This is a genomic window from Maritimibacter harenae (assembly GCF_009882975.1).
GTDB classification, from domain to species: Bacteria; Pseudomonadota; Alphaproteobacteria; order Rhodobacterales; family Rhodobacteraceae; genus Maritimibacter; species Maritimibacter harenae.
Window position 1 is genome coordinate 268001 of record NZ_WTUX01000010.1, and the last position, 23456, is coordinate 291456.

Sequence of the window (23456 nt, forward strand, 5' to 3'; positions counted from 1 at the left end):
AAGCCTGCCCCAGTGCCGGGGACCGGGCAAGCGGCCTTCACAGGGCGCGGCGTTTGGTGCAGGAAGACAGGGCAGTCAATTCCGGGCCCGCCGTGCAATTCGTTCCCTCGACCTTCCTCGCGCTTCTGTCGATCGTGGCCCTCCTGGGTCTTGGCGTCCATCGTGGGCTCTGGGCGTTCCTGGCGCTGGCCCCGTTCGGGGCGGCCGCGGCCTTCAACCTCCCGGCGCTGGGCGGCGCGACCATCGGGGTGCTCGATCTGGGCGCCGTGACGATCTTCTGCCTCGTGCTCCTGACGCGGGAGACGGCCGGAAGCCTCCTGGGCACGTTCCGCCCCTTCGGTCCCGGCTTCTTCTTCGCCGCCACGATGGTGGTCGCCACGATCTCGGCGCTCTTCTACCCGCGGCTGTTCGCGGGCATGACCGAGGTGTTCGGGATCGCGCGCAAGGACGGCGGGCTCGCGATGGCGAGCTTTCCATTGGGGCCGTCCACCGGAAACATCACGCAGCTTTTCCGCCTGACGCTTGGCTTTCTGACGTTCGCCGCGCTGGCGACGAGCTTTCGGCGCATGCCGGACCCGCGCCCCGTCCTGACCGCGATGGCGGTGGCGACCGCCATCAACTTCGCGCTGGGCTGGATCGACGTGCTGACCTTCCGGTTGGGGGTGGGGGAGCTGATGTCCTGGCTGCGCACCGCCAACTACGCGATGCATGTCACCGACACGATGGTGGGGCTGAAGCGCATGGTCGGCGGCTTTCCCGAGGCGTCGAGCTTCGGTTACTTCTCTCTCGGGCTCTTCGGCTTCTGGCTGCAATACTGGCTCGCCGCCCCCGGGTCCCGGCTGGCGCGCTGGATGCTGGCGCTCGCGACGATCACGGTCCTGCGTTCGACCTCGTCCTCGGCCTATCTCGCGCTCGTCGTCTTCCTCGTGACCTTCGGGCTCTTCACCCTGTTTCGCGGCCTGCGTCCGGACGCGGCGCGGCGGTCGTTCGCGCTTACCGCCGGGTCCGTGCTGGCGGCCTGGGTCGCCGCGGTCGCCGTCGTGGCGAGCTACGAGATGGTGCAGCCGGTGACGGAGTTCCTCGACCGGGCGCTCTTCAACAAGCTCGACAGCGCTTCGGGCGTGGAGCGGATGAGCTGGAACGCGCAGGCGATGACCAACCTTTGGGACACCTACGGGATCGGTGCGGGGCTGGGCGCGGTGCGCGCCTCGAACTGGGTGATCGCGTGCCTTGCGAGTCTCGGGGTGGTCGGCGCGGCCCTGATGATGGCCTTCGTGACCGCGCTCCTCCTCGTGCCGTCGCGCCCGGCCTCCGACCCTCGCGCGCAGGTGGTGCGCGCGCTCAAGGCGGGTTGCGTCGCGATGCTGTCGGCGGCGGTCCTGACCCATTCGACGCCGGACCTTGGCGTCTTCTTCTTCGCGCTCGCGGGGCTCCTGACGGGTCTGTCCCGTGGCTTGGCGATAGAATCACGGGGATAGGGCATCCTGACCGGTATTTTGGCGGCTGTTGCCGCTTTGGATCCAATAAGCTCAGTCTTAAATTACTGTCCCCGGATTGATCCGGAAAAGTGGCAAGAAAGCGTTAACGCGCTGTGCAAATTCCGAAATTTCGCCGCAATTCAGTAGAAACAAAACCTTTCAAGAATTATAGTTATATCCACTGGGGGGGCCTTTGCTTGGGGTCCGACGTCTGTGCAACCATTCATGCACCACGCGACGTGGCCGGGAGTTTTGTGCCCGGCCCATGACTGCTGCTGTCAGGGTGTAAACGAACCGGTTGGTTCGCGTGCGGCCGCATGCCTCCTCTCCACGGGCAGCGAGGAGAGCGGGTTTTGACAACCTTCGATATGCAGACCGCCGTGCCGCCGCGCCGCGCCGTCCGCCTGGACGACGTGGACCGCGTCGATGTGCGCGGGCTGCTGGGCGCCATCGTCGGCCGCTGGAAGCTGATCTCCGTGCTGGCCATCGGGCTGGCGGCGCTGCTCTACTTCATCACCGGCTTCATGCCCTCGGTCTACTCGGCCCATTCCAAGGTCATGCTCGACCCCCGCGAGGTGCGGGTGATGTCGCAGGAAGAGGTGGTTTCGAACCTCTCCCTGTCCGATCCGGTGATCCAGTCGGAAATCTCCGTCATGCGTTCGAACATCCTGATGGAGCGGCTGATCCGCACCCTCGGGATTGAGCGGCTGGAGCGGCATTTCTGGGGCGGCGTGGCCACGGACGAACCCGAGGCGAGCCGGATCAACAGCCTGACATGGGCGATCCGCAAGAACCTGTCGGTCTTCCGCGAGGGCGAAAGCTACGTCTTCGTGATCGCCTTCGAGGGCGATAATCCGGCGATGACCCAGGAAATCGCCAATGGCGTTGCCGACACCTACATCGCATTGCAGCTCGAAAGCCGTCGGGAAAGCGCCCGGCTCGCCACGTCGTGGATCCAGGAGCAGGTCGACGAAGCGCGGCGCAACGTGAACCGCACCGAGGAGGCGCTGGCCTCCTACCGTGCCGATGCGCTGAGCCGGCAGGGCGGGACGTACGAGACCTCGACCCAGCAGCTGGGCAACCTGACCACGCAGCTCGTCGTGGCCCGGTCCGAGCGCGTGACGGCCGAGGCGCAATACGACCAGCTGCGCACGCTTCTGGAGAACCAGGGGCTCGACGCGTTGGCGAAGGCGGTGACCTCGCCGCTGCTGGAGCGGTTGAACGAGGACAAGCTCGCGCTCAAGCGCAAGGATGACGAATGGGCCCAGAGCTTCGGCCCCGACCACATCCAGCGCCAGCGCATCCAGGAAGACATGGCCCGCGTCGATGCCGAATTGCAGCGCGAGGCGGAGCGCATCATCGAACTGCGCCGCAACGAGGTCGAGGTCGCGCGCATGCGCGAGCAATCCCTGGCCGACGGCATCCAGCAGCTCGAGGACCAGCTTGCCAACATGTCGGCGAGCTCCATCGGGCTGCGCCAGCTGGAACGCGAAGCGACCGCGGCGCGCGAAAACTACGAAGCGCTTCTGGCGCGCCTCAGTGCGGCGAGCGGGCAGGAGAACCTGCAACGTCCCGAAGCGCGCATCATCGAACGCGCGACCCTGCCGGAGGTCCCTTCGGCCCCGCGCCCGAAACTCATGGGCGCCTTCGGGCTGGTCTTCGGCCTCACCATCGGGCTGGTCGTGGCGCTGTTCCTCGAGATGACGCGCTCGACCTTCCGCACGCGGCGCGAGATCGAGAACGAAACCGGCCTGTCGGTGCTGGCCACGCTCCCGATGCAGGCGCAGGACAGCCTCAAGGACCTGATCCGGGGCCTGCGCATCAACTCGAACACGATGTTCGGCGAAAAGATCCGGCAGCTGCGCACGGTGCTCGCGATCCGCGACCGCAGCGAAAGCCGCGCGATCATGGTGACCTCGTCCCAGCCGGGCGAAGGCAAATCCTCGACCGCGATGGCGCTGGCCCAGATGGCCGCGCTGTCGGGCAAGTCGGTGATCGTGGTCGACGGCGACCTGCGCGGCTCCAAGCTGGCGCGCTCCTTCGGGTGGCGGCCGGAATACGACTTCGCGGATTTCATCCTCGAGCACGCCGACCTGCCCGATGCCATCCTCGAGGATGAAGACATGGGCATCCACGTGCTCGCCGCCGCCTCGCCCTGTCCGCAGGCGGCCGACGACCTGTCGGTCGATTGGCTGGGCCCGCTGATGGATGAGCTCAAGCGGTGCTACGACGTGGTCATCATCGACTCCCCGCCGCTTCAGAACGTGGCCGACGGGCTGGTGCTGGCCCAGGTGGCCGATGCGCTGGTCTACGTCGTGCGCTGGGATTCCACCCAGCGATCGGCGGTGCGTGACGGATTGGATTCCCTGGCCGAGGTCGGGCTGCGGCCCACCGGCATCGTCCTGAACCAGGTCGACGCGAAAGTGGCCGAGAAGATGTATGGAACAGGTTATGCAGCATATTCTTGACGCGAATTCCCGCGACATCATTCCCGGCGCCGCGCCCCGCGGCCCCTTCCGCGTCCCGCGCGAGGGCAGCGACCTGCGCGTCGCGATCGTGCATTACTGGCTCGTCGGCATGCGCGGCGGCGAAAAGGTGCTGGAGTCGCTCCTGCGGATGTTCCCGCAGGCCGACATCTTCACCCATGCCTACGACCCGGCGAAGGTCTCCGACCTGATCCGCTCCAAGAACGTCTACACGACCTCGGTCGCGAGGATGCCGTTTTCCACCCGGCTCTACCAGAACTACCTGTCCATGATGCCGCGTGCGTTGGAGGAACTGGACCTCACGGGCTACGACCTTGTCCTGTCGAGCGAAGCGGGGCCCGCCAAGGGCATCATTCCGGCCCCCGACGCGCTGCATGTCTGCTACTGCCATTCCCCGATGCGCTATCTCTGGGACCAGTACCACGTCTACAAGTCCGAGGCGGGGCCGATGAAGCGCGCCGTGATGCCGCGCATGGTGCACAAGCTGCGCCAATGGGACGTGACCAGCGCCAGCCGCGTCGACGCCTTCGTCGCGAACTCCACCCACGTGCAGGCGCGGATCGAGAAATTCTGGCGCCGCGATTCGACGGTCGTGCACCCGCCCGTCGCGGTGGACGATTTCGCGCCGATCCCGGCCGCCGAACGCGGTGGCTTCTACCTCTGGGCCGGAGAGCTCGCGCCCTACAAGCGTCCCGACCTCGCCATCGAGGCGTTCAACCGGCTGGACAAGCCGCTCTACGTGATCGGCGGCCCCGGCAAGGCCGAGAAGGCGCTGGCCGCGCGCGCCAACGACAACATCCGCTTCCTCGGGCGCGTGCCCTTCGAGAAGCTCAAGGCCTACATGGCTGCCTGCAAGGCGCTGATCTTCCCGGGCGAAGAGGATTTCGGGATCATCCCGGTCGAGGCGATGGCCTCGGGCCGTCCCGTCATCGCCTATGGTCGGGGCGGGGCGCTCGATACGGTGGTCGACCGGCAGACCGGGCTTCTGTTCAGAGATCCCGAGGTCGACGGGCTGATCGACGCGGTCGAGACCTTCGAGCGCGAAGAGCTGGAAAAGCTCGATCCGGCGGCCCTGGTGGCCCATGCGCGGCAATTCGACGAAGAGAACTTCACCCGTGGTATCGCGAGTGTCCTCAGAACCTACGGCATCACACTCGGCGCGCAGTCGGGCGAGCGTGCGTAGGGAGCCTTCACCGCTTTCGCGCCCGGATGCGGTCGCGCGCGAATGGCGCGCGGCGGGCGGCGAGATAGGCGCGCTTGGCGACGTAGTCGCCCAGCCGCGTGCGCAGGCGGGTGAGGTTTCGCACCGGGCCACCGATCTGCGCGTCATCGCGCGCACTGTTCAGGGTCGAGGGCATGTGCCGCTCGATCAGCGGGAAGGGAAACAGCACGTGGTTGTCGAGCCCGTTTTCCCAGAACCGCCCCAGTTCGTCGTCGATCGGACGCCGGATCGCGGTCAGCCGCGAGCGGAACCGCGCCGCCGCATCGCGCGAGATCAGGTAGCCCTGGGAACCGTAGGGGTCGGAGACGAGGTAGAGGATCTGGCGTTCACCGAAACGGAACCGGGGCAGGGCGCGCCTGTATTCGCGTGCGAAGAGCCTGAGGTAGCCGATCCCGTGATCGTCCAGCGTGGCCGCGAGCGCGTCGTAGGGAAAGGCCGTGTCGATCCAGACGTCGTCTTCCATGACCAGCAGCCAGTCGAGCGTCGGATCGGCCTCGAAGGTGTCGAGCGCGTGCACGTGGCTCATGTAACAGGCGCGCTCACCGGGGGTGAGCCGGCGGCCGAAGAGCCGCGCTTGCCCCTCGGGATCGTCGGGCAGCGCGTCGTCGTCGCCCGGGCGGCTCGCGTCATGGAAGGCCCACGGCAGGTCGAACCCCTGGAGGTTCTCGCGCACCGCGTCGCGGCGCGCGGTGCTGTTCGTCAAACTGATGACTCTCACGGCGAGGGTCGGATAAGTCATGGCATGCTCAAGCTAATTCCCGAGAAGTCTGACCCATCCCAAAGGCGGGGGCAATCACTCAACCATACCGGCACCGCCGGAAGGTGTCCGTCATGTTGAAGTCGCTCGCCGCCCCCTACGTCGTCGGCGTCGCCTCCCGCGTGGTCGGGCAGGTGATCTCCTTCTGCGCGGTCGCCGTGGCGTCGCGCTACCTCGACCTCGAGGGGTTCGGTGTCTACGCCTACGGTTGGGCGCTGACGGTGATCGCGACCACCTTCGTCTTCACGGGCTTCTACCAGTCGCTCCTGCGCTCGCAGAATTTCGAACGCGACCGGCATACGCTGTTCTGGGCCAAGCTCGCGGTCGGGGCGCTGGGCATGGCGGTGATCTTCGCGGTGGGGCTTCTGCACGGCGGCACGGGTGCGCTGGAGGGGCGGATGCTGATCCTGCTGGCCCCGTTGCCCTTCGTCATCGTGCCCACCGCGTGGTGGGAGGCGCAGATGGTGCGCGAGGCCAAGGTGCGCGCGGCGAGCATCTACGTGGTCGTCTCCGAGGCGCTGGGGCTCGCCGCTGCGATCGCGCTTCTCGAACGGGGCTGGGGCGCAGAGGCGCTTGTCGCCTCGCGCTATGTCTCCACGCTTGCGGGGCTCATCATCACGGGCAGCCTCGTGCGCGCGCTTCCGCGGGTCGAGCTGCGGGGCGACGCGTTGCGTGACGCGCGCCAGACCGCGACCTCGCTCTGGGGGACGACGTCGGTCGGGCTCTTGACCAATTACGGGGCCGACCTCGTACTGGGCGCCTTCCTGTCGCCCTCCGTCGTGGGCGCCTATCGCGGTGGCGCGCGCATCGCGATGACCGCGACGAACCTCGTCCTGCAGCCGCTGGGGCTTCTGTCGTGGTCCAAGTTCACCCGGATCGAGAAGGAGGGCCTGGGCAAGGAGGCCATGCGCCGCGCCTGGCACGAGAACATGTCGCTCGCGGCCTCGCTCCTCTGGCCGATGGCGGTGGCGGTGGGGCTGCTCGCACCGGCGCTGGTGGTGACGCTTCTCGACGAGACGTGGCTCGCCGCCGCCTCGATCGTCGCGATCCTGTCGCTGTCGAAATCCATCGCCTTCTTCTCGAACCTGCTGGAGCCGACGATGCTGACCACCGGCAACGCGGGCCAGCAACTGCGCATCCGGGCGACCGGCGCGGTCACGCTCATCGCCCTCCTGATCGCCTTCGGGCGCTTCGGTCCCGAACAGGCGGCCTATGCCCATCTCGGGGCGAGCGTCGTGGTCGGGGTCCTGTCGCTCATCGCGACCAAGCGGGCGCTGGAGTTCCGGGTGATGGAGATGGTCAGGACGTTCCTGCCCGGCATCGCCCTGGCAGGACTGACCTACGGGGCGATCACGGGGTCGGCGGGGCTGTGGGATTCACTCGGCACCGAGCTTGGCCTTGGCCTCGCCATCGCCGTGGCCGCCGTCGTCTGGTCGGCCCTGATGCTGGTCTTCCTGCGCCGCCGCGTCCTGAAGCTGCCGACGCCCTGAGCGGTGCAGACCGGTCTGGGTCCGGCGCAGGTCCACCACCGTGTAGCCACCGGCCGCGTCCATGTGATGCGCGCCCATGACGCCGGGCACGTCGTCCGGGTAGAGGTGGCGCAGGGGGCGCTCGGCGAAGCTTTCCATCGACAGCTCGGTGATCTCCATCAGGTTCAGCCCGTAGCCGTAGATCCCGTGCGTATTGTCCTGGCTCGCGCGCAGGAGCCGCCCGTCCCGTTCAACGATCCGGCCGCCGCCGCGCGCGGTGCAGGCGTCGATCACCACCGGGTTCAGCGGATGCGGCGCTGCCCCGCCCAGCAGGGGGTCGTCGATGCGGAACAGGTGCAGCTCGGTCCCGAAGTCGCCGAAACTGTCGTTGCAGATGTTGGTGAGCAGCCACCACTGGCCGTCGCGTTGGAAGACCACCGTGTCGACCGCCTTCACGCCTTCGAACCCGGTCGCCAGGAGCTCCCATTCCATCGGGAAGCGCGTTGCGCGCCAGACCTCGATACGCTCGGCCTGGTGGGTCTCCGGGATCATCAGGATTTCGCCGTTCCAGCTGAACACGAAGGGGTAGGAGAGGTGAATGTCGCGCTGCATCACCGGACCCATCGGGGCCATCGTGTCTCCGTCGAGCCGCCCCACGGACAGGTGCCCGCGTCCGGTGTCGTAGCTGTAATCCTCGTAGAAAAGGTAGGTGCGGCCGCCATGCTCGAAGAGAAACGGGTCGGCCCAGTAGGAATTGCTGAGCGGGACGAGGTCCACGCCATCGGTCAGGGTGATGTCCTCGAGCCTGCCGTGGCCCAGCCGCAGGAAGAACATGCCGGGGCGTCGGCCCCGTTTCGCCTCGACCTTGCGCCAGGCGCGCATCATGAACTCGCGCGCCGTGGCGAAGACGTAGTCCACCACGTCCCAAGCGGCCGGGACCGGCGCCGGAGGCGGTGGCGTGATGCGTCGGGGCAGGGTGTCGGCGCGTGCGAGCCGCACCAGTTCGCGCGCCAGAAGCTGCACCGATTTCTCGCGGGCATAGGCGCGGTTGCGGGTCGCCAGGAACTTGGTGTCGTAGCGCGCGCTGGCGATCGGGATCGGCCCCTTGCCCCGGTCGCAGGTGAGCGTCACGGCGGTGGCCGGGCTGCGCAGGCGCGCTTCGCTCAGGCCCGCGCCCTCGGCGAAGGCCGACAGCCGCCACAGCCCGAAGCGCGCCTTGTCCGCCAGCGCCTCGGCCTGTTCGGCGTGTGAGAAGTCGACGATCACGTCGCAGCCCTCCACCGAACCTGCGTCGAAGGTTGCGATGGGTTCGGACAGCGCCGGCGCGGTGTCGGGAGCGGGCAGGGTGCGCGCCTCGGCCCGCAGGAGACCCGCGAAGGCGGCGGGCAGCTTCGAGGGCGGCGGGGGCAGCGCGGTCAGGGCGTGGAGCGACAGGCGGTCGTCCCGGGAAACGGTGTCGAGGAACCGGCGCTCGCCCGGTCCGGGCGCATCCCCGTCCGCCAGCACCACGCAGATCCGCAGGGTCATGCGCCCACCTCCGGCGCGGTGACGCCTGCATCCGCGGCGCGGCGCCGAAGCTCCGCCCAGCTCTGCGCGGGCACCGCGACCCCGTTCTGCGCCGCGTCGTCGATCGCCGCCCACCGTGCCGCGCCGGGCAGGCGCACCACGCCCTCGGGGGCCGAGGCGCGCACCATGTCCGCCAAGGTCTCCATCCGTGGCGCGAAGTCCGGGCCGAGCCAGCGCGCGGGATCGAGCGCCAGGAACAGGTGGCCATTGTCAGAGGGGCGCGCGAGGTCGCCGTAGAGCGAACCCACGCCCGCACCGATCCCGGCCCCGGTCAAGACGCCCGCGAACACCTCGACCATCAACGCGAGCCCGAAACCCTTGCCTCCTGCCGCGGGCAGAAGCGTGGTGTCATCCGCCCGCGCAGGATCGGTGACCGGTGCGCCGCTTGCGTCCACGAGCATCCCCTCGGGCAGCGTGCCGCCCGCCTGCGTCACCGCGCGCAGCGTCGAACCCGCGAGTGCCGCGGTCGAGAAATCGACGACCAGGTCACCGCCCGCCAGCGGTGCGCCGAAGGCGAAGGGGTTCGTGCCCAGGACCGGCGCAGCGCCGCCGGGCGCCGCGACCTTGGGATAGGAATTGGAAAGCGCCAGGGCGATCATTCCCCGGCCGGTGGCGCGCGCGACGAAGGCCGCGCCGGTGCCGTAGAAATTGCTGTTGGCCACGCCGACCACGCCGATCCCGTGCCGCTCTGCCACCTCGCAGGCATGGTCCATCGCCAGCGTGCCCGCGTGCTGGCCGAAGGCGCCATCCGCGTCGAGCCGCGCCATCGTGTCGGTCACCGGGTCGAACTGCAGGATCGGCGCCTTCGCGAGCCCCCCTGCGGCGACCCGGTCGAGCAGTACGGGGAGCCGTTCGAAGCCGTGGTTGTGGCGTCCGGCGGCGTCGTTCCAGGCCAGGTTCGCGCTCACCGTCCCGGCCTGCACGTCGGACACGCCGGCCCTCTCGAGAAGGGCCTTTCCGAAGCGCTCCAGCGCGCTGGCCTCCAGACGCACCATCGTCGTCTCAGCCACGGCCGAGCCCGGTCTTGGCCTTCAACGTCGCGCGCATCCGAAGGACGCCGGGGATCGGGTCCGACAGGCTTGCCACCGACCCCATCGTGCGCCGGATCGGCAGGCTGCGCAGCCAGCCCGCAAGGCTGAGCTCGCCGCGCGCGCGCAGCTGGAGGAAGGCCTTGAGGTCGCGCAGGGGCAGCCAGAGCCGCATGTTTTGTCTGTAACTCGTGAACACGGGGGCAGGCTGCCCCGTCACGTCGCAATAGGCAACAAGATCCATCGGCGCACCGGAGCGTACGATCAGCCGGTGCGCGGCCGTGAAGCGGGTATTGACCTCGATCACCTTGAGCTTGCCGTCGCGCGTGTCGCGCTTGAACTCGATGTTGGCGAGTCCCTTCCAGCCGATACCGCGCAGGTACTTGAGCCCCATTTCGGCGGTCTCCGGCAGCCAGATGGCCTCGTGGTACGTGCCGCCTCCGGAATTGACCGGGTAGCGCCGTTCGACCCGTTTGGTGAAATGGAACAGCGCCGCGCCGTGGTCGTCGATGTAGGTGTAGTAGCTCGTGAGCAGGTTGTCGGGGCCCGGGATCATCTCGACCACCTGGATCTCGACCCCGGCGTCGAGCGCGCGGGCCGCGGCCTCCCGCAGCCGGTCGTGGCCCTCCTCGACGATGAAGAGCTTCTGTCCGAAGGCCTGCACGAACAGGTGCGAATGGATCGGCTTCACCATGACCGGGAAGCGCAGCTTGCCGTCGAGCGCATCGACGTCGGCGATCGTGTCCACGGACCAGAAGGCGGGGGCGGGCACGCCCACGTCGCCGGCCAGGCGCAGGGTTTCGCGCTTGTCGAGCATCGCGCGCCGCAGGTCGCCGTCGAAGCGCTCCAGCCGGTAGCGCGCGCGCAACCGGGCCTCGTGGGCCAGGACGAACTCGATCGCCGCGTCGCTCATCGCGAAGATGACGTGGCCCGCGAAGCGTGCCGCGTCGGGGCCGAACAGGAGATCGTGCCAGAACGCGGCAGGGTCGGTCCCGTCGGGGACGGGGAAGGCCTCGGTGCAATGGCGGCTCGACATGCCCCAGGTGCCGGTCGGGCCGGAGATGCGCACGTCGATGCCGTGGCGCCCGAAATGCCGCGCCACTTCGAGCGCGTTGGCCTCGCCCCCCAGAAGCAGGACCGGGATCGACGTGTCGATCGCGGGGGTCATCGTTGCCGCTTTCATGTCCGCACCACCCCGGTTCCGGTTTCGAATAGATGCTCCAGGATCATACGGGCCACAGGTGCGGCGGTCGACGGGTCGGCGAGCAGCGCGTGGTGATGGAGGCCCGGGTTCCCGTTCACCTCGATCACCGCTGGGCCGTCGGGGCCGAGCGGGGCAGAGATGTCCTGTGCCATGACATCGACGCCGGCGAACCGGATGCCGAGCGCGTCGACCATCCGGCCGACCGCCTCGATCGTTTCTGCCGGGATGTCGCGCGTGACGTTGAACGTCTCGTCCGGTCCGCTTTCGTTGACCGCCCCTTTGACGACGACGACCTCGCCGGTGGCGGGCACATCGCGCAGGCTTCGCCCGTCCTGCGCCAATCGTCCGCGCATCTCCGCGTCGACGAGAAGCGGGTTCAGGGCGCAGGGCATCTCCCCGGCCCGGCGACGCCGGTTTTCCGCGGCGACAAGCGCGCGGATCGTGCTTCGGCCGTCGCCGGTGACGGTCGGCGGGTCACGCCGCACGGCGTCAAGGAAGCGTCCGTCGAGGTAGGTGAGGCGGTAGAAGGCGCCAGGGACCTGTTCCTCGACGATCATCTCGGGGCAGAAGCGTCCGGCGCGCCGGATCGCCCGGTCGAGCGCTTCGCGGCCTTGGATGCCGGTAGTGACCCCGCGCCCGCCGCCGGTGCCCGACAGCGGCTTGACCACCACGGGCCCGCCAAGCTCCGCATGGAAGGTGCGGGCGGCCTGGGCTTCGGCGCGGTGAAAGACCAGATGGGCCGGCACGCGCAGCCCCTGCGCCGCGATCAGCTCGAAGCTCAACGCGCGCTCGCCGACAAGGGACAACGCCACGGGGCTGTCGAGCATCAGCTCGGAGCCACGCACGTAGGTTGCCTGCCGTCCGCGCCGGATTTCTTGCAGCCCGCCCGCGCGCAGTCGGTGCGTCGCGCCGATGGCGGCGGCCGCATCGCGCCAGAGCGCCGTGTAGAACGCCGCGCGCACCGGGCGCAGGCGCCTGCGTTTCAGGATGGCGGGGGCATCAGGGATGCGGTGCAGCTTCGCGCGCCGCGCCAGCGCCGACAGCGCCGGGCCGACCCCGGGCGTTGCCCGCGATCCCGCCCCGACGTCAGTCATCGAACAGGCAGCCGGAGGCTTCAAGCTGGTCGTCGACCCAGGCGTTCGAGAACACGCCGCGCTTCACGTCGTCGGTGTATTTCGCCAGCGCTTCGCGCCCCGCCTCGAGCCGCTTGAGGATCTCGCCGGACCAGTCGCGCGGCACGACGGTGACGCCCGAGAGATCCGCACGGATCACGTCGCCCGGCTTCACCACGATGCCGCCGCAGGACACGGGGTAGTTCACCTCGCCCGGGCCCCGGTGCAGGGGGCCGAAGGGCGTCACGCCACGCGCGTAGATCGGCAGGCCGCATTCGCGCAGGCCCGGAAGGTCGCGCACGAGCCCGTCGATGATGAACCCGGCAATGCCGCGATGCCTGGCCTTGTTGGCGACGAGGTCGCCGATCAGCGCGGCGTTCATGCTGCCCGAGCCGTCGACCACGACCACGTCGCCCGGCTGGGCGATGTCGAGGATCTTGTGCACCATCAGGTTGTCGCCCGGGTACACCTTGACCGTGCAGGCCGGGCCCAGCAGGGGCGCGTCGTTCACCACGTTATGGATCGCCTCGCCCATCGTGTAGAGCCGGTTGAGACTGTCCGAGATGTCGGTGGACTCGAACGGTTCGAACCCCGCCACGATCTCCGGGTCGGGCCGGCGGAACGTGCGGCGGATCATGAACCCGGGGCCGGGCGCGATGTCCGCGGACTTGGGCTGCACCCGTTTCGGGGCCGGCTCGAGGAACCGGGTCGAGATGGGTGCCTCCGGCGTGCCGGTGCCCCCGTTTTGCATCTTTGCCATGTCTGTCACCCCCTTGTGACGTTGAATGTTCACCCCGTGTCGGGGTGCCCCCTTCGTGATCGAAATAGATCAAGTATATCAGACGGTTGACCCGTTCCGAACGATGCCCCCATCGGGGTCAGGATGACCCCGCCCATGGTCCGGTGGGACCGGATGTTTCCCGCCGCGCTCACGTCAGCCGCCCCGCCCCGAGCAGCCTGTCGCCCGCGCGCCGGGTGAATTCCGGCACTTTCGGTGACGGCAGCCGGTTGGCCGCCGCCTGTAATCCTTTGCGCAACCGCCGAGGGACGCCCATAAGGCTCGCGGGCCGCTCGAGCGACCCTTCCAGCAGCGGACGTTCCGCGTTCATGAAATCGCGCTTGTAGCGCTGTTCGCCGCGCCCGAAATCGAGCTCTTCGAACCCTTGGGCGTCGAGGTGGCGCAGCATCTCGACGATCTGGATGAGGCCGGGCGACATCTTGGCATGCGCGTGCGAATAGGACGGGAACCACCAATGCAGGCGACGCGCCGAGCGCATGCCGAAATGCACGGCCACCAGCGTGTCGCCGGCCCACAGGGCCGAGGTCATGCCGCCGAACTCCGGCGTGTCGGTGTCCCGGATCGCCCGGGCGATGTCGCCCGCCCAGCCGGTGTCGAGGATGTAGCCCGCTCCGGCGGCAGCGAGCGCGGCGCGCTTCCAGTCCATGAAGGTATCCCAGGTGGCCCGGGAGGTGTCGTTGGCGACGAGCCGGACGGGCCCGTGCTGGCGCTCCAATTTGCGGGTGCGGCGCGCGAGGTCGCGGAACGACCGGTTCTGCGCGCTCTTGTCGGCGAACCAGGCGTCGAACCCGTCGCGCAGGTCGACCAGCGGCGACGTCGTGTCGCGGTAGGCATGCGGCACGAAACCGGCCTGCGAACGCGGTACGTGGTTGAAGTCGAAAGCCTGCGCTTCGGCGGCGCGCAGGATCGCGCGCATGTCGATGTGGTGCCCCGGCCGGGCGACAAGCCCGTGGTAGTCCGAGATCTGGCCTGCCAGGGGCGCGAGACGTCCGAAGCGCTGCCGGTGGTAGGTGAAGACGCCCGAGACATCCGGGCCGTCGCGCACCACCGCGACCCGCGCGTCGGGGCGCACCCGGCCCACGATCCGCGCGAAGTCGGGCGTGAAGAACGGCCCGCCCAGGTCCGGGTCCGACGCCTGGAGTGCCCGCCACGCCGTGGCGAGCCCGTCGTCGATCTCGGACGGCTGGATGATCTCGATCTGCATCTTCACCTCACCGGGTCAGGCCGCGACCGTCTTCCCGTAGATGTTCTCGCCCAACGGGTCGGCGCCCTCGCCGTTGATCTTGATGTAGAGAACCGCAGTGCCCGCGCCACGCACGCGTTCGTGGTAGATCGCGGAGCCCAGGAAGACGATCATGTCGCCCAGCTCCTCGTTCAGCACCTTCGCGCTGTCGCTGGCATACATCGCCTCGGCAGACCCGTCGGGTCCGGTGTCGAGGAATACCGCGCGCTCCTCTTCGTTCGGGCCCGGGTCGAGATCGGGAAAGACGCAGACGCTCGAGCCTTGCGGCAGCTTGATCGGGAAGCCGATCGAGAAGGACGACGCGGCGCGGTCCTTGTGCGGCGCCGGGTAGGGCGCGGCATCGGGCTCGTAGAGCTTGATGTGCCGTTCCGAGATGGTGAGCGTGTCCGCGTCGATGCCGGTCAGTTCCGCGATGCGCGTACGAAATGTTTCAGCCGCTTCGTCGCTCGGGAATTCGTACACGAATTGCCGTTTCTTCTTGGCGATCCGCCAGTCGGCGCTTTCCTTGTTCGCGTCGGCCAGGGCGGCCTCGAAGAAGCCGGTGAGGCTGTCGAGGAAATCGTCGGTCAGAATGGATTTGAGATGAACGTAGCCCTCGCGATCGAGAGCATCCCGGTAACGAGCGGGGTCGTAATTAAACATGGCAGCAGAATCCCCCTGCATTCCTGTAACCCCCGCTTGGACGGTGCTCACCATTTTGTTAAAAGTCAATAAAATCCTGTTTTTGAACGATTTTTGTTCCATTTTTCGCGCCAGTTTCCTTGTTGGATCGGGATTGTCCCCGCTTCGGGAACGTGGGCCGTGAGAGATTCGCAGGTCGCCTGCGACAATTCACCGACCGGGGAGTCGAAAAAACTCTTGATCGAGATCCCGTTTCCGGGTTCACTCGCCCCCGCTGTCAGGGGCGGATGCGCAAAAGGTATTGCGCATAATCGTTATGGATCATATCATTCAATCCATCATCGTCCGTCAGGATGTCTGCGCTGCGAAAACTTGTGGAAACGAGTGGCAGTATATGGCACAAGTCAGACGGCGAGTGGCAATATAATGCCACAGTCCAGGTCAATGGGAGGAGAATCAATGACCAAGTCAAACATGTTCAAGGCACTCGTGTCGGGCGCCGCGCTGACCGCGCTCACCGCCGGCGGTGCCTTCGCCCAGGAAGTCACCCTGAAGCTGCACCAGTTCCTGCCGGCGCAGGCCAACGTGCCGAAGCTCGTGCTCGATGTCTGGGCCGACAATGTCGAAGAGGATTCCGAGGGCCGCATCAAGGTCGACCGTTACGCCTCGATGGCGCTGGGCGGCACCCCGCCGGAGCTCATGGACCAGGCGATCGACGGCATCGCTGACGTGGTCTGGACCGTTGTGGGCTACACCCCCGGCCGCTTCCCGACGACCGAAGTGTTCGAGCTGCCCTTCATGGTGGAAGACGCACGCGAAGCCTCCTGCGCCTACTGGCAGATGTTCGAAGAGCACATGAAGGACGGCGAGTTCTCCGACGTGAAGATCGTCGGCACCTGGGTCCACGGCCCCGGCATGTTCCACACCAACGAGCCGGTCCGCGTACCCTCCGACCTGGAAGGCATGAAGATCCGCGGCGGTTCGCGCCTCGTGAACAACCTGCTCACCCGTGTCGGCGCCGAGCCGGTCGGCATGCCGGTCCCGGCCGTGTCGGAAGCGCTCTCCAAGGGCGTGATCGACGGCACCACCATTCCGTGGGAAGTGACCTACGCGCTGAAGGTTCCGGAACTCGTGACCAACCACACCGAGTTCGAGGGCGCCGCGCTCTACAACCTCACCTTCGTGCTGGCCATGAACAAGGACGTCTACGAGGGCCTCTCGGATGAGAACAAGGCCGTCATCGACGCCAACTCCGGCCTCGAGTTCTCGGTCTTCGCCGGCGGCACCCAGGCCGACGCCGATGGCCCGGCCCGCCAGGTGGCGGTCGACCTTGGCAACAACATCATCACCGTCTCGGAAGAAGAGGCGAAGGAATGGGATGCCATCGTCAACCCGATCTACGAAGAATGGGCCTCCGGCATGGAAAACGGCGACGCCCTGATCGAAGAGGCCAAGACCCGCATGGAGCAGTGCGGCGAGAACATGGCCGACATCGACACCTACGGCGACAGCTAAGCCTCATGACGCGCGGCGGGTCCTCCGCCGCGCGTACCGTCGCACCCGGACAAGCACAGGGGACCCCATGAACCGCTTTTTCCTTGGTCTGTCGAGACTGCTCGCCATTCTTGGCGGCATCGTTCTGGCCGTCCTGATCGTCATCGTCGTCGTCTCGATCGTCGGGCGTGAAACCGGCCTCGGGGCCATCACGGGCGATTACGAGCTGGTCGAGGCCGGCATGGCCTTCTGCATCTTCGCCTTCCTGCCCTACGCGCACATGACCGGGGCCCATGCGACCGTCGATATCTTCACCAACGCGCTGGGCGAGCGCGCGCATCGCTGGCTTTTGGCCGTGATCGACACCGTCTTCGCCGTCGTCCTGATCATCATCGCCGTCCAGCTTTACGGCGGGCTCGTCTCCAAGATGAACTCGGGCCAGACGACGCTTCTTCTGCAATTCCCGGTCTGGTGGGGCTACCTGGCCTCGTTCTGCGCCGCCGTCATCGGCGGTGTCGTGGGTGTCTGGCACGCCCTCGTGCGCATCACCGAGGCCGTGACCGGAAACTCCATCGCCGTCGAGGGGGGCGAAACATGACCAATATCGAGATCGGACTGTGGTCCTTTCCGGCCCTTCTGCTGCTGATCTTCCTGCGTGTTCCGATCGGACTGGCGATGTTCCTCGCCGGCTTTCTCGGGCTCGGGATCATCAATGACGGCTTCCACATCGCGCTGGCGCGCCTGAAGACGGAAACCTTCACCACCTTCTCGAGCTACTCGCTCTCCATCGTTCCGATGTTCCTGCTCATGGGGCATTTCGCGACGCTGGGCGGGATGAGCCAGTCGCTCTTCAAGGCCGCCGAAAGCTGGCTGGGCCACCGCCGGGGCGGCGTCGCGATGGCCGCGATCGGCGCCTGCGCGGGCTTCGGCGCGATCTGCGGCTCGTCGCTGGCCACCGCGGCCACGATGGGGCGCGTCGCCCTGCCGGAGCTCAAGCGCTACGGCTATTCCGGCGGCTTCTCGACCGCGACGCTCGCGGCCGGCGGCACGCTGGGCATTCTCATTCCGCCGTCCGTCGTGCTCGTGATCTATGCGATCCTCGCCGAGCAGAACATCGCCAAGCTCTTCGCCGCGGCGATCATTCCCGGCATCCTGGCCGCGATCGGCTACATCATCATGATTTCGATCTACGTGCGCCTGAACCCGAAATCGGCCGGCGTGCGTCCGCCGGTCCCGATGGCTCAACGGTTCCGCGCGATGTTCGACGTGTGGCCGGTCCTGCTGGTCTTCGGCCTCGTCGTCGGCGGCATCTACGGCGGGCTCTTCACCCCGACCGAGGGTGCGGCCGTCGGCGCGCTGGGCACCGGGATCATCGCGCTGTTCAACGGCGGGCTGACCTGGAAGACCCTGATGGGGTCGTTCACCGCGACCGCGCGCTCGACCGCGATGATCTTCTTCATCGTGCTGGGGGCAGCGTTCTACAACGGCTTCCTTGCCGTCAGCCAGGTGCCGCAGACCGCGGCGGACTGGGTGTCCGCGCAGGGCTACTCGCCCTACATGGTGTTGCTCATCATCCTGGTGTTCTACCTGCTTCTGGGCTGCTTCATGGACAGCCTGTCGATGATCCTGCTGACGATTCCGATCTTCTTCCCGATCATCTCGGTGCTCGACTTCGGCTTCGTCGACTTCGTTACCATGCAGCACGACATGATCCGCGAGGCGATCGCCAACGGCGCCGCGCAGGGGGTCGCGCAGGATGTGATGGACCAGATAAACGCCTTGATGGCGGCGGGCGAGGAAGTGCCCCGCAAGCTGTCCGCCGAGGTGGGCGTGCGCCTGACCGAACTGCGTGCCAACGCGATCGGGCTTGAGTACACCGCCATCTGGTTCGGCATCCTGGTGCTGATCGTGGTCGAGACGGGGCTGATCACGCCGCCGGTGGGCATGATCCTGTTCATCATCAACGCGATGGACCGGCAGACACCGATCGTCGAGACCTACAAGGCGGTGCTGTTCTTCATCACCTCGGACCTGATCCGGGTGGCGCTGCTGGTCGCATTCCCGATGATCACGCTGTTCCTGATCACCTGATCATTTCCGCAATCGGCCCCTCCGGGGCCGGTTGCTTTTCTTTGCCGAGATAGATACAAGGCATAATCATTATAGGAGGAGGGGTTCATGGCCGAGCCGTTGCTGAAAATCGATCTGTCCGAGGACGGGATCGCGACATTGACCATGAGCCGTCCGGGCAAGCGCAACGCGATGTCCGACAAATTGCTCGCAGAGATCGACGCGTTCTTCTCGAACCCGCCCGAAAGCGTGCGCGCCGTGGTCCTGACGGGGACCGAGGGGCATTATTGCTCGGGCCTCGACCTGGCCGAACACGAGCAGCGCGACGCCGAGGGCACCATGCGCCACTCGCGCGGCTGGCACGCGATCATGGACAAGATCCAGTTCGGCGGCCTGCCGGTGGTTTCGGCCATGTTCGGCGCGGTGATCGGCGGCGGGCTCGAGCTTGCCACGGCCACCCACGTGCGCATCGCGGAACCGTCCTGCATCTTCCAGCTGCCCGAGGGACGGCGCGGCATCTTCGTGGGCGGTGGCGCCTCGGTCCGCGTGGGCCGCATCCTGGGTGCCGACCGGATGATCGAGATGATGCTCACCGGCCGCAAGTACGGCGCCGAAGAGGGCAAGACCCTGGGTCTCGCGCATTACGTCGTGGGCGAGGGCGAAGCGCTCGCGATGGCGCAGGACCTCGCGCGCAAGATCGCCGACAACGCGCCGCTCTCGAACTACGTGATGATCCAGGCGATCGCACGGATCGAGGACATGTCCAAGACGGACGGCTTCTTCACCGAAAGCCTGTGCGCGGCGCTCACCCAGACCAGCCCGCACGCGGTCGAGGGGTTGCAGGCCTTCCTGCAGAAGCGCGACCCGAGCTTCACGTAACGCCATGGTGGACAGGGAGGAGACCACCACGGCGCCCAAGGTCACCGACGCGGCGTTGCGCCCCTTCCTGGGGTTCAACCTGCGCCGCGCGTGGAACGTGATCCATGCCGACCTTGTCGCAACGCTGGAGCCGCTCGGGCTTCGCATGATCACGTTCTCGGCGCTCACGGTGATCGGCGAGAACCCGGGGCTCAGCCAGGCCCAGCTTGCCACGGCACTGTCCGTGGAGCGTCCGAACCTGGTCGCGGTGACCGATGAGCTGTCGACCCGCGGTCTCGTGACCCGTGAACGGCTGGCCTCGGACCGGCGCACATATGCATTGAAACTTACCGCCGCCGGCGAACGCCTGCTCGCGCGCGCGACCGAGGCGGTGCGGGGCCACGAGGCCGCACTCTACGAACCGCTCAGCGACGGCGAGAGGCAAAGCCTGATCGCCATGCTGCAGAAGATTGAATCGAAGGGCACAGGGAGGAGCTGACCCGATGTCGAAATACAAGTCCCACGCCACCAAGGTCGAAACCCGCCCCGACGGGACGATGATCTATACCGCGGCCGAGCCGCTGGGCCCGGTCGTGGACCGCACCGGCGACTGGCTGCACCAATGGGCCGAAGAAGCTCCGCAGCGCACCTTCCTGGCCGAACGCTACGGCGCGGGCTGGCGCGAGGTCAGCTACGCCGAAGCGCTCGAGCAGGTGCGCGCCATCGCCGCCGCGCTGCTCGCGCGCGGCCTGGGCCCGGACAAGCCGGTGCTCGTCATGTCGGGCAACGGCGTCGACCACGGCCTTCTCGCCCTCGCGGGTCAGTACGTGGGCGTTCCGGTGGTTCCGGTGGCCGAGCAATACGCGCTCATCCACGGTGCCCACGGCCGCCTGCGTCACGCGGTCGAGATGACGAAGCCGGGCCTGGCCTACGCGGTCGATGCCGACCAGTATGCCGAGGCGCTCGCGCTCGATATCTTCGACGACATTGAACTAGTCGCCTCCCGCCCCGGCAAGAACGACAAGGTCACGCCCTTCGCCGAGCTCCTCAAGGGTGACGACAGCGTCGATGTCGATGCGGCCTTCGCCGCCACCGGCCCGGACACGGTTGGCAAGATCCTTCTTACCTCCGGCTCCACGTCGCTGCCCAAGGGCGTACCGACCACCAACCGGATGATGACCACCAACCAGGTGCAGATCGCGCAGGTGCTGCCGTTCCTTAAGGAATACCCGCCGGTACTGGTCGACTGGCTGCCGTGGAACCACGTTTTCGGCGGGTCGCACAACTTCAACATGATGCTGGCCAACGGCGGCACGCTCTACATCGACGACGGCAAGCCGACGCCGGCGCTGATCGGGCGCACGGTCGAGAACTACAAGCTCGCCCCTTCCACGATCAGCTTCAACGTACCGGTGGGCTTCGCCGGGCTCGTGAAGGCGATGCAGACGGACGAGGAGTTCAAGCAGAAGTATTTCGAAGACCTCGACATGATCTTCTACGCCGGCGCCTCGCTCCCGCAGGAGACCTGGAAGGGGATCGAGGACGCCGCCCACGAGGTGCTGGGCGAGCTGCCCCTCATGAACTCTTCCTGGGGCCTGACCGAAACCGCCCCGGCCGCGCTGCTGCAGTACGAGCCGACGGACCGCTCCGGCATCGTCGGCGTGCCGCTCCCCGGCGTCGAGGTGAAGCTCATCCCGGACGAGGACATGCGCTGCGAAGTCCGGGTGAAGGGCCCGTCGATCTTCGACGGCTACTTCGACAACACGGAAAAGACCGCCGAGGCGTTCGACGAGGAAGGCTTCTTCCTGACCGGCGACGCGATGAAGTTCGTGGACCCGGACAATTACGACAAGGGGCTGAAGTTCGACGGCCGCATTTCCGAGGATTTCAAGCTGCTCACCGGCACCTGGGTGCGCGCGGCGCAGCTGCGGCTCGACATGCTCGGCTGCATCGGTGCGCTGGCGCAAGACATCGTCGTTACCGGGGCCGACAAGAACGAGATCGGGATCATGATCTTCCCGAACGTCGCCGAGCTCGAGAAGGAAGGTTACTCGATGGACTCGGACGGCGGCGCGCTGATCAACGCGAGCCTGCAGTCGGACATCCGCCGCCGCCTGGCCACCCGCGCCGGAGAAGTGTCGGGGTCGTCCTCGCGCATCGGCCGGGCCATCGTGCTGGAAGAGCCGCCCAACATGGGCGAGGGCGAAATGACCGCCAAGGGCAACCTGAACTACCGCAAGGTGCTCGACCGCCGCAAAGCGCTGCTGGAGCGGCTCTACGACGACAACGATCCTGCGACCATCACCATCTGAGGACACGCGCATGAAGCCTTTCGCCGCCCCGATCGAGGACATCTTCTTCATCCTGAACCACGTGGTCGATGCAGGCCGCGTGGAGGATTACGACCCCGAGATGTCGCGCGAGATCGCCCAGCATTTCGCCTCGTTCGCCGAAGACGTCATCGCGCCGACGGACGAGATCGGGGACAGGGTGGGTGCGAAGCTCGTGGACGGCCGGGTGGTCCTGCCGCCCGAGTTCCACGACATGTTCGCGCAATACGTCGAGGGCGGCTGGCCCGGCCTCATGCTGCCCGAGGAGTTCGGCGGCATGGGCGTGGACGGCGTGACCGGCGGCGTGGTGCACGAGATCCTGATGGGCGCGAACCACGCTTTCCAGATGCTCGTCTCCCTGGCAGTGGGCCACAACCGGGTGTTCCAGCATTTCGGGACCGAAGAGCAGAAGGCGAAGTACCTGCCGCGGCTCGCCTCGGGCGACTACCTCGCCACGATGGCGCTGACCGAGCCGGGGGCGGGCTCCGACCTCGGCCGCATACGCACCCGCGCGGTGCAGGACGGCGACACCTGGCGGATCACCGGTGAGAAGATCTTCATTTCCGGCGGGGACCAGGACCTGTCGAAAGGCGTGCTTCACATGGTGCTCGCGCGTACCGGCGACATGGACAGCGGCGTGAAGGGCCTGTCGCTGTTCGCCTGCACCTCGGACCGTGACGACGGCAGCCGCAACGCGGTCAAGGTCACGCGGATCGAGGAGAAAATGGGACTGCATGCCCAGCCCACCTGCCAGCTCGCCTTCGACGGAGCCGAGGCGGAGCTGATCGGGACCGAAGGGCAGGGGCTGCGCGCCATGTTCGAGGTCATGAACCATGCCCGTGTCGACGTGGCGCTGCAGGGCGTCGCGCATTCCGCCCGCGCCTACGACATCGCGTCGAGCTATGCCGCCGAGCGCGTGCAGGGCAAGGGGCCCGACGGCCCCGTGACGATCGACCAGCACGGCGACGTGCGCCGGATGCTCGACGAGATCGACGCCATCGCGATGGGCGCGCGCGCCATGACGCATCTCGCGCTCGTCACGCTGGAAAGCGGCGACAACCCGTGGCTGCTCGAGCTGCTGACCCACGTCATCAAGTGGTATGCCTCGGAGCAGGGGCTGCGCGCGGCCGAAACCGGGATGCAGGTGTTGGGCGGCTATGGCTACCTTCAGGAATACAGGATCGAGCAGACCTACCGCGACCTGCGCATCGCCGCGATCTACGAAGGGGCCTCGGGCATCCATGCGATGGGTCTCGCCGGGCGGCTTCTGCGGCTCGAGAACGGGGCGGCGATGGACGCTTTCGTCGACTTCGTGAGCGGCATCGACGGCGGCCCGGCGCTCGAGACGGCGTTCAAGGCGTGGCAGGGCGCGCGTGCGCATCTGGAGACCGGGGTCGATCCCGGGCAGATCGCCACGCCGTTCATCCGCCTGACCTCCCGCGTGCTGGAGCAGGCGATGTGGGCGAAGATGGCGGCCAATGCCGACAACCACCCGGATCCCGCGCGCATCCGCCGCGTTGCCGCGCTCGTCGCGCGGCAGGCCGCCAGATGCGATGCCGACCTCGCCGAAATGACCGCCGCCTGAACCTGCGCGGCAGGCCGATGAAGGCCGCCCGGGCCGGGTTTCGATCCGGCCCGCGGGCCTTTGCGCCTGTGCGCAAGACCGCCTGCCAAGGCGCCGACGTCCACCTCTGCGCGCGTGTGCACTAAAATGCAAAT

General features: G+C 67.4%; 19 protein-coding genes. 11 read left to right on the forward strand and 8 right to left on the reverse strand.

Annotated elements, in window-relative coordinates:
- Positions 1 to 92: 92 nt before the first annotated feature.
- The 3 genes from GQE99_RS05620 to GQE99_RS05630 all read left to right on the forward strand — a co-directional run bounded on the left by GQE99_RS05620 (position 93) and on the right by GQE99_RS05630 (position 5147).
- On the forward strand, positions 93 to 1478 hold the full coding sequence (locus tag GQE99_RS05620; RefSeq protein WP_161350609.1) for a hypothetical protein: 1386 nt from the start codon (positions 93 to 95) through the stop codon (positions 1476 to 1478).
- Positions 1479 to 1831: 353 nt separating this feature from the next.
- Positions 1832 to 3946 carry a GumC family protein gene (locus GQE99_RS05625; RefSeq protein WP_161350610.1) on the forward strand — a complete coding sequence of 705 codons (2115 nt, stop codon included), beginning with the start codon at positions 1832 to 1834 and terminating at the stop codon, positions 3944 to 3946.
- Positions 3930 to 5147 carry a glycosyltransferase gene (locus GQE99_RS05630; protein WP_161350611.1) on the forward strand — a complete coding sequence of 406 codons (1218 nt, stop codon included), beginning with the start codon at positions 3930 to 3932 and terminating at the stop codon, positions 5145 to 5147. The genes GQE99_RS05625 and GQE99_RS05630 overlap by 17 nt, the downstream gene beginning before the upstream one ends.
- Before the next feature lie 7 nt (positions 5148 to 5154).
- Here the strand turns inward: GQE99_RS05630 and GQE99_RS05635 are convergent, their stop codons facing one another.
- On the reverse strand, positions 5155 to 5925 hold the full coding sequence (locus tag GQE99_RS05635) for a glycosyltransferase family 25 protein (protein WP_161350612.1): 771 nt from the start codon (positions 5923 to 5925) through the stop codon (positions 5155 to 5157).
- A gap of 92 nt (positions 5926 to 6017) precedes the next feature.
- Between GQE99_RS05635 and GQE99_RS05640 the strand changes: the two genes are divergently transcribed.
- Positions 6018 to 7433: an oligosaccharide flippase family protein gene (locus GQE99_RS05640; RefSeq protein WP_161350613.1), complete on the forward strand. Its 1416-nt coding sequence runs from the start codon at positions 6018 to 6020 to the stop codon at positions 7431 to 7433.
- Here the strand turns inward: GQE99_RS05640 and GQE99_RS05645 are convergent.
- The 7 genes from GQE99_RS05645 to GQE99_RS05675 form a co-directional block, all read right to left on the reverse strand.
- Positions 7320 to 8939 (reverse strand): glucosamine inositolphosphorylceramide transferase family protein, encoded by a 1620-nt coding sequence (locus GQE99_RS05645; protein ID WP_161350614.1) that lies wholly within the window; start codon positions 8937 to 8939, stop codon positions 7320 to 7322. The genes GQE99_RS05640 and GQE99_RS05645 overlap by 114 nt on opposite strands.
- Positions 8936 to 9988 carry an Ldh family oxidoreductase gene (locus tag GQE99_RS05650; RefSeq protein WP_161350615.1) on the reverse strand — a complete coding sequence of 351 codons (1053 nt, stop codon included), beginning with the start codon at positions 9986 to 9988 and terminating at the stop codon, positions 8936 to 8938. Before GQE99_RS05650 ends, GQE99_RS05645 begins: the two co-directional genes overlap by 4 nt.
- Positions 9981 to 11189 (reverse strand): carboxylate--amine ligase, encoded by a 1209-nt coding sequence (locus tag GQE99_RS05655; protein WP_161350616.1) that lies wholly within the window; start codon positions 11187 to 11189, stop codon positions 9981 to 9983. Before GQE99_RS05655 ends, GQE99_RS05650 begins: the two co-directional genes overlap by 8 nt.
- Positions 11186 to 12304 carry a cyanophycin synthetase gene (locus GQE99_RS05660; RefSeq protein ID WP_161350617.1) on the reverse strand — a complete coding sequence of 373 codons (1119 nt, stop codon included), beginning with the start codon at positions 12302 to 12304 and terminating at the stop codon, positions 11186 to 11188. Before GQE99_RS05660 ends, GQE99_RS05655 begins: the two co-directional genes overlap by 4 nt.
- Entirely contained in the window at positions 12297 to 13082 is a 786-nt protein-coding gene (locus GQE99_RS05665; RefSeq protein WP_161350618.1) for an RraA family protein, read from the reverse strand. Before GQE99_RS05665 ends, GQE99_RS05660 begins: the two co-directional genes overlap by 8 nt.
- A 169-nt stretch (positions 13083 to 13251) precedes the next feature.
- The gene (locus tag GQE99_RS05670) at positions 13252 to 14325 is read right to left on the reverse strand and encodes a GNAT family N-acetyltransferase (RefSeq protein WP_161350619.1); all 1074 of its coding nucleotides are present in this window, start codon (positions 14323 to 14325) and stop codon (positions 13252 to 13254) included.
- A gap of 15 nt (positions 14326 to 14340) precedes the next feature.
- Positions 14341 to 15006 carry a hypothetical protein gene (locus GQE99_RS05675; RefSeq protein ID WP_161350620.1) on the reverse strand — a complete coding sequence of 222 codons (666 nt, stop codon included), beginning with the start codon at positions 15004 to 15006 and terminating at the stop codon, positions 14341 to 14343.
- A gap of 438 nt (positions 15007 to 15444) precedes the next feature.
- Between GQE99_RS05675 and GQE99_RS05680 the strand changes: the two genes are divergently transcribed.
- From GQE99_RS05680 to GQE99_RS05710, 7 genes are all read left to right on the forward strand, one after another.
- Positions 15445 to 16500, forward strand: a complete 1056-nt coding sequence (locus tag GQE99_RS05680) for a TRAP transporter substrate-binding protein (RefSeq protein WP_161350621.1) — start codon at positions 15445 to 15447, stop codon at positions 16498 to 16500.
- Positions 16501 to 16567: 67 nt separating this feature from the next.
- Entirely contained in the window at positions 16568 to 17077 is a 510-nt protein-coding gene (locus GQE99_RS05685; protein ID WP_161350622.1) for a TRAP transporter small permease, read from the forward strand.
- Positions 17074 to 18570: a TRAP transporter large permease gene (locus GQE99_RS05690; protein ID WP_161350623.1), complete on the forward strand. Its 1497-nt coding sequence runs from the start codon at positions 17074 to 17076 to the stop codon at positions 18568 to 18570. The genes GQE99_RS05685 and GQE99_RS05690 overlap by 4 nt, the downstream gene beginning before the upstream one ends.
- 87 nt (positions 18571 to 18657) lie before the next feature.
- Positions 18658 to 19428, forward strand: coding sequence for a crotonase/enoyl-CoA hydratase family protein (locus GQE99_RS05695; protein WP_161350624.1), 771 nt, complete (start codon positions 18658 to 18660; stop codon positions 19426 to 19428).
- A 4-nt stretch (positions 19429 to 19432) separates the two neighbouring features.
- Positions 19433 to 19906, forward strand: coding sequence for a MarR family winged helix-turn-helix transcriptional regulator (locus GQE99_RS05700; RefSeq protein WP_161350625.1), 474 nt, complete (start codon positions 19433 to 19435; stop codon positions 19904 to 19906).
- Between the two features lie 4 nt (positions 19907 to 19910).
- The gene (locus GQE99_RS05705) at positions 19911 to 21719 is read left to right on the forward strand and encodes a feruloyl-CoA synthase (RefSeq protein WP_235917118.1); all 1809 of its coding nucleotides are present in this window, start codon (positions 19911 to 19913) and stop codon (positions 21717 to 21719) included.
- A 10-nt stretch (positions 21720 to 21729) separates the two neighbouring features.
- Positions 21730 to 23322 (forward strand): acyl-CoA dehydrogenase family protein, encoded by a 1593-nt coding sequence (locus GQE99_RS05710; RefSeq protein ID WP_161350626.1) that lies wholly within the window; start codon positions 21730 to 21732, stop codon positions 23320 to 23322.
- The last annotated feature ends 134 nt before the right edge of the window (positions 23323 to 23456 follow it).